Annotated in this window: 6 protein-coding genes; 3 read left to right on the plus strand and 3 right to left on the minus strand. The window is 46.7% G+C overall.

All coding sequences use genetic code 11. The features are described from left to right. Positions 1–51: 51 nt before the first annotated feature. Positions 52–1,020, plus strand: coding sequence for a protochlorophyllide reductase (locus BWK47_RS13665; protein WP_162329065.1), 969 nt, complete (start codon positions 52–54; stop codon positions 1,018–1,020). A 55-nt stretch (positions 1,021–1,075) separates the two neighbouring features. Here BWK47_RS13665 and BWK47_RS13670 read toward each other — a convergent pair whose 3' ends face one another. From BWK47_RS13670 to BWK47_RS13680, 3 genes are all read right to left on the minus strand, one after another. Beyond that, the gene (locus BWK47_RS13670) at positions 1,076–2,233 is read right to left on the minus strand and encodes a lipase family protein (protein WP_237269653.1); all 1,158 of its coding nucleotides are present in this window, start codon (positions 2,231–2,233) and stop codon (positions 1,076–1,078) included. Next, positions 2,220–2,687, minus strand: coding sequence for a hypothetical protein (locus tag BWK47_RS13675; RefSeq protein WP_162329067.1), 468 nt, complete (start codon positions 2,685–2,687; stop codon positions 2,220–2,222). The genes BWK47_RS13670 and BWK47_RS13675 overlap by 14 nt, the downstream gene beginning before the upstream one ends. 66 nt (positions 2,688–2,753) lie before the next feature. Further along, positions 2,754–3,992, minus strand: a complete 1,239-nt coding sequence (locus BWK47_RS13680) for an LL-diaminopimelate aminotransferase (RefSeq protein ID WP_162329068.1) — start codon at positions 3,990–3,992, stop codon at positions 2,754–2,756. 181 nt (positions 3,993–4,173) lie between these two features. On the opposite strand from BWK47_RS13680, the gene BWK47_RS13685 reads away from it, so the two are divergent. Together BWK47_RS13685 and BWK47_RS13690 are read left to right on the plus strand one after the other, a co-directional pair. Continuing rightward, on the plus strand, positions 4,174–4,791 hold the full coding sequence (locus tag BWK47_RS13685) for a DedA family protein (protein ID WP_010873812.1): 618 nt from the start codon (positions 4,174–4,176) through the stop codon (positions 4,789–4,791). Positions 4,792–4,922: 131 nt separating this feature from the next. Beyond that, positions 4,923–6,440, plus strand: coding sequence for a mechanosensitive ion channel domain-containing protein (locus BWK47_RS13690; RefSeq protein ID WP_162329069.1), 1,518 nt, complete (start codon positions 4,923–4,925; stop codon positions 6,438–6,440). Positions 6,441–6,726 lie beyond the last annotated feature (286 nt).

The following is a 6,726-nucleotide window of genomic DNA, read 5'->3' on the forward strand; positions in this document are numbered from 1 at the left end:
AAAGAATGGCAAAGTTTAACCACTAACAATTAATTAAAAATTTATAAATCCATGGAACAACCGATGAAACCCACGGTGATCATCACCGGAGCCTCCTCCGGGGTGGGATTATACGGAGCTAAAGCTTTAATCGACAAAGGTTGGCACGTGATTATGGCCTGCCGCAATTTAGATAAAACCCAGAAAGTGGCCGATGAATTGGGTTTTCCCAAGGATTCCTACACGATCATCAAACTGGATTTGGGTTATTTAGACAGTGTGCGTCGTTTTGTCACCCAGTTTCGGGAATTGGGTCGTCCCCTCAAAGCCTTGGTTTGCAATGCTGCGGTCTATTTTCCTTTACTGGATGAACCCCTCTGGTCAGCCGATGACTATGAACTTTCTGTGGCCACTAACCACCTGGGACATTTCTTGCTTTGCAATCTGTTGCTGGAAGATTTAAAAGCCTGTCCCGATGCGGATAAGCGTTTAATTATTTTGGGCACTGTTACCGCCAACAGCAAAGAACTAGGGGGTAAAATTCCCATCCCCGCCCCGCCGGATTTGGGCAACTTTGAAGGGTTTGAAGCGGGTTTTAAAAAACCCATTGCCATGATTAATAACAAAAAATTCAAATCGGGCAAAGCGTATAAGGACAGTAAGCTCTGCAATATGCTCACCACCAGGGAATTGCACCGCCGCTTCCACCAAGAAACGGGCATTGTTTTTAACTCCCTTTACCCTGGTTGTGTGGCCGATACTCCCCTATTTCGCAATCACTATTCCTTGTTCCGCACCATTTTTCCCTGGTTCCAAAAAAACGTTACCAAAGGCTATGTGAGCCAAGAATTGGCCGGGGAACGGGTAGCCATGGTGGTGGCTGATGACAAATTTAAGGATTCCGGAGTGCATTGGAGTTGGGGTAACCGTCAACAAGCGGGCCGGGAAGCCTTTGTCCAGGAACTTTCCGAACAGGGAAGCGATGCCCAAAAAGCCCAACGCATGTGGGATTTAAGCGAAAAGTTAGTGGGTCTGGCTTAATTCACCAATAAATTCCCCCCAGCCTTGGGGGGTCAGGGGGGCAGTTCAAAAATGATCAAACGGCGGCGATGGGATAATCCCTAGACTGATCCGTTTCCACTTCCCTATCCACTGCTCCCTGGTAGGTATCTACCACATGGTTGGGTAAAATATCCCCTCCTTGGCTGAGGAAGCCCCAACTTTGGCCCACATGGACATAGGTGCCTAAACCAGTAGTGGGTGGCAAAAGGGGAATTACGTCCGCTAAATTAACAATGCGGTAACTGTTGGGTACCTGGCGGGAATGGAGTTGGGCAAAAGTTACATCGCCGACTCTGGGGCAGGCATAGCTATAAAGTTGAATCTGGGGCCGTAAGTTGGGGAGGTTAACTGCTAGATCCAACGCCGCCAGCACCGCCAGGGAAGCCCCCAAACTATGGCCAGTGACGTAACAGGGCACAGCCGGGTCTAACTGTTGGGCAATTTCCCTCGGAATGGGACTGACAATACGGAGATAATTTTCGATAAAGCCCTGGTGAATTTTGCCAAAATATTGCCCCGATCGCCGGTCGGTGAAGGGAATTTGTTGGGCCCGGAGATTATTGACCCATTCCATAGTGGTTTGGGTGCCCCGAAAAACAATGAGATTGCGGCGGGGAGAACTGAGGACAAAACCCAGGTAAACGGGGATTTCCTGGGTTACTTTGACCACTTGACGAATGGTTTCCCCCAGGGAATCTTCCGCTTGGTCCCAGGTTTTATCTAAGGGGTCACCGGTATTATCCAGGGGAATTTGCACCGCAACGGATTCGGAAATGTGAGCTTCCCTACCGCGAAAAGAAGCAATTTGTTTATACTCATCCAGGTCGGAGCTATAGGCCGGTAACTGGCGAATATTGCCGTCGTAGCTGGGGATGGTTTTCCCCGTTAAGTATTGCTGGGTGGCGATTTTACTGCAACGGATCAGCAATTGAGAAATTTGGCGATCGTAGGGCAGGATAGGGGGAGTGAGCCTAACGCTGTTAATAATTTCCTCCCCCCGGAAGATTTTTTCCGCATCCGCTTCAAAGGCGGCATTTAACATGCTGGTGCGGTCGGTGTTGGCCGCTTGGGCTTTGGCCAATGCCTGTAATTCCCTGATTTCCTGGCGATGGCGTTCCTCCCGGCCTATGGTGAATGCTCCCCCCAGGGCCACTCCCCCCAGCAACAGTCGGCGGCGGTTAAAGATGCCCATGGTTGATGCTCTCCTGGTCGGGCTGGACTGGTTGATGGAAACGATGCCCCAAAGCGCCATTGGCATAGTACTGGTTGGTGCTTTGGCCCAACATCCAAGTGAGGGTAAACAGCCCCGCAAAGCCTTTAAAACTGTCGAAATAGGGCACCCAAATCCCGATCGCCAGTAGGGTGACCCAAACCACAGCGGCGGTAATTACTGCGCCAATGGCCCCAAAAATGTTACCGGCGATCGCCAATAGATCTTGACCCCGGGGAAATTGCCAAACTTTACCGATGTCCCGGCACATTTTCACCAGCAGAAATAACACCAATAGCAAGCGGGGAGTATAGTAACCGGCGATCGGCAACAGGGTAATTAAACTGGTGCCCAAGGCGTAATCGAAAACTAAATCCCTGGCCTGCTTGGCCCGGTGCAGATTTTTTTGCCAAAGTTCGACGGACGACTGCACCATGTTTTCAAACTTTTCAAACTGGTAATGCCAATTGGTAAAGGCGTAGAGCGACCTTTGGGAGGGATTCTAACCCAATTTGAGGGTGGAAGTAATCCGTTTCATGGCTTCCTCTACATTTTCCCGACTATTAAAAGCGGAAATACGGAAATAGCCTTCCCCCGCCGCCCCAAAGCCAGAGCCTGGAGTGCCCACCACATTAACGGTGTGTAATAACTTGTCGAAAAAGTCCCAACTGCTCAGGCCATGGGGGGTTTTGACCCACACATAGGGAGCATTGACCCCGCCATAGACCATTAAACCGGCAGCGGCTAATTTCTCCCGGATAATACGGGCATTTTCCAAGTAAAAAGCAATTAGTTCCTGTACTTGGGCTTGGCCTTCGGGGGAATAGACCGCCTCTGCCCCCCGTTGGATAATGTACGAAACGCCATTAAATTTGGTGGATTGGCGGCGGTTCCAGAGTTTCCATAGCTCCACGTCACTGCCGTCGGCGGCTTTAGCCGTTAAGGTTTTGGGCACCACGGTTAACGCACAACGGGTACCGGTAAAACCAGCATTTTTAGAAAAAGAGCGAAACTCAATGGCACAATCCCTCGCTCCCTCAATTTCGTAAATGGAGTGGGGCAGAGTGGGGTCAGTGATAAATGCCTCGTAGGCCGCATCGAAAAAGATGATGGAACCATGGGCTTTGGCGTAGTCCACCCATTGTTTTAAATACTCTTTAGTGGCGGTTGCCCCGGTGGGGTTATTGGGAAAACAGAGATAAATTAAATCTACTTTCTGGCTCGGTATGGCCGCGACAAAGTCATTTTCAGCCGAAATGGGCAGGTACACTAAACCACCATATTCCCCTTTTTCATTGGCATCGCCGGTGTGCCCCGCCATCACATTGGTGTCCACATAAACTGGATAAACGGGGTCGGTGACAGCGATGGTGTTATCTTTGCCGAAAATATCGAGGATATTACCAGTGTCACATTTGGAACCGTCGGAAATAAAAATTTCTTCGGCGCTAATCTCACAACCCCTAGCTTGGAAATCGTGCTGGGCAATTTTTTCCCGCAACCAAGCGTAACCCTGTTCCGGGCCGTATCCTTTGAAGGTTTGGCGATCGCCCATGTCGTCGATGGCTTTGGCCATGGCCTGGCGACAAGCAAGGGGCAGGGGTTCCGTTACATCTCCAATACCAAGTTTGATCACCTGGGCGTTAGGATTGGCAGTGGTGAAAGCATTTACCCGCCGAGCAATTTCGGGAAACAGGTAACCGGCTTTCAATTTGAGATAGTTGTCGTTGATACTGGCCATGGCTTGGTGATTAAAGGGCGATCGCCATTATAAAAGGTGAGTTACCCCTCGCCCCAGGGAAGATGGTAATGGGTTCATGCTCGCTCCAATCAATACTGCTCCCGTTGGTTTAATCATGACGACGGCCATAGCTAGTCCAATTTCTGCTAAAACCTATCCTTAACACCTCCATCGAACATTTATGTCCCAGTGGATCACAGAATGGATTCCCCAAGTAATGAATCAATTGGGCTATGGGGGAATTAGCCTTTTAATGTTTTTGGAAAACTTATTTCCTCCCATTCCGTCTGAGTTGATCATGCCCTTAGCTGGTTTTGCCGTTGCTCAGGGAAAATTGGAATTATTCCCGGCGATCGTTGCAGGTATTATCGGTACAATTCTGGGAGCTTATCCCTGGTACTACATCGGTAAATGGGTCAGCGAAGAAAGGCTAGAACAACTGGCTGACCGTTATGGTAAATGGATTGGCCTAGACGCCAAAGATATCCATAAATCGAACGTTTGGTTTGGTCGCTATGGCCATCAATCCGTCTTTTTTGGACGCCTAGTGCCGGGTATCCGTACCATTGTTTCCTTGCCCGCAGGCGTCAATGCCATGGGTTTAATTTCCTTTACTCTCTACAGTTTGGGGGGCATATCTCTCTGGGTAACTTTTTTAGCTAGCGCAGGTTACAAACTGGGTGATCATTACGAACTGGTGGAGCAATATTTGGGGCCAGTGTCAAAAATTGTCCTAGTTAGTATAGTCGCTATTCTTGTGCTGTTAATTGTTCGCAAACAGCTACGTCGAAGGGCCTAATTTTTAGGATCCAGCTTCAATCCTATTTCGATGGTGAATTTTTCAGTCACCCATCCCCCTATCCCCATGAACCCTAAATTAAAATTGGGACTTCACCACATTCAATCATCCCGATCCTGGGGAAACTTACTGTGATTGCACAAATTAATCCACCACCACAAGGACCAGGGCCCCAGGCGATCGCCAATGTGCTGGAACAATGGCATTTCCTGAACATTTGGCTGTTTGAAACACTGAATGCTCCCATCTTCAAATTGGGCACTGAAAGCATCACTTTATGGTGGATTATTCAAGCCTGTTTTCTCCTTTTGCTGGTAGGAGTATTCGCCAAAGCTACTAAACAATTCCTAAAAAAGTTCCTACTGCTCAAACTTAGATTTAGTGAAGGTAACCGAGAAGTAATTGGTACATTAACTAGTTTGGGGGTGGCCGTATTAGGCTTTATCGTTGTATTGCAAGCCATGGGCTTGGAACTAGCTAGCTTTGCAGTAATTATGGGGGGACTAGGGATTGGCATTGGTTTTGGCTTGCAGGAATTAACTAGGAATTTAGTCAGTGGTTTGACAATTTTTGGCGAAAATAAACTTAAAGTTGGTGACTTAATTGAATTTAATAATCACATTGGTTACATCAAGGAAATTTCCATTCGCTCTACCATCATCCGTACCTTTAGAGGTAGTGACCTAGTGGTGCCCAACACGGATTTAACCAGCAATTTAGTTGTTAACTGGAATTATGAAAATTGCAGTGGCCGCCTGGAAGTACCAGTTAGTGTGGAATATGGCAGTGACCTAGTTTTGGTCACGGAAGTGCTATTGGAATCCGCCGCCATGGAAAAAAATATTGTCAGCGAGCCCGCACCAAAAGCAGTTTTCCTTGGATTTGGCGACAACTCTCTTAATTTTGAACTCTGGGTTTGGACTGAAAGAATTGACCAAAGATTTCTCATCTTTAGCTCCCTTAATCACATCATTCAATATAATTGCCGTCGTCGAGGAATTAATATGCCCTTTCCCCAAAGGGATATCTGGTTGAGAAACCCAGAAAGTATCTCTCTAGCAGTTAGTGATCAAGACAACAACGCTACAGTCCCCGGGAAAGAAGTAGATGAATCCCCTACCCTTACTCAGCTACTGAAGAAAAACTTCTGCTTTCAAAAACTCAACGATCTTGAAATTAGAAATGTGATTGAAATGGGTAAACGATGGCATTTACAGCCAGGAGAAATTTTAATTAAACAAAACCAATACCACAGCTATTTTTGTATTGTGCTAACTGGGGCGATAGATGCAATTTATGAAAATGAAAAAATTAGCAACCGTATATTTACTTTCAAACAGGGAGAATTCTTTGGTGAGTTGCCATTAATGTTAGAAATTCCCTATCCCACTACTATGATAGCGGCCGAAGATTCCACTTTATTTTTGATTGGGAAAGATTGTTTTCATATATTGTTAGCAAACCATCCCCAACTATCAAATCTTGTCGCAGAAGAATTGGGTAAGCGCCAGGATGCTCTCCAGGGCTATGAACAAAAACTGAAAGAAATGGGACTACTCGAAGAGGCAGATCTAAAGAACCCGGTGGAATGGATTCGGCAAAGAATTAATAAGATTTTTGGTGTCAGTCAAGAATCTGCATATCGTTAAACCTATTTACGTTGTCGCCATACATTGACCTTGAATAAACCTCCAGCTTTCCTATTTTTATGAAAGATCAGAGGCTATCGCTCTTCTATCATAGTGGGTAGGATAGAATGGAGAAGATAGTCTGAAATGCAGAGGTGGTATATAGTTGCCCCACGTGAAGCAAGAGAAATAGTATAATTCATTGACAAATACTGCGAAGGATACAGAGACTTATTTTATTTCCAGAAGTGAGAAGCTTTGAATACTTGCATCTAGGATTAATTGCGAATATAAAGAGAAAAACCTT

The organism is Synechocystis sp. CACIAM 05 (assembly GCF_010222815.1).
Taxonomy (GTDB): domain Bacteria; phylum Cyanobacteriota; class Cyanobacteriia; order Cyanobacteriales; family Microcystaceae; genus Synechocystis.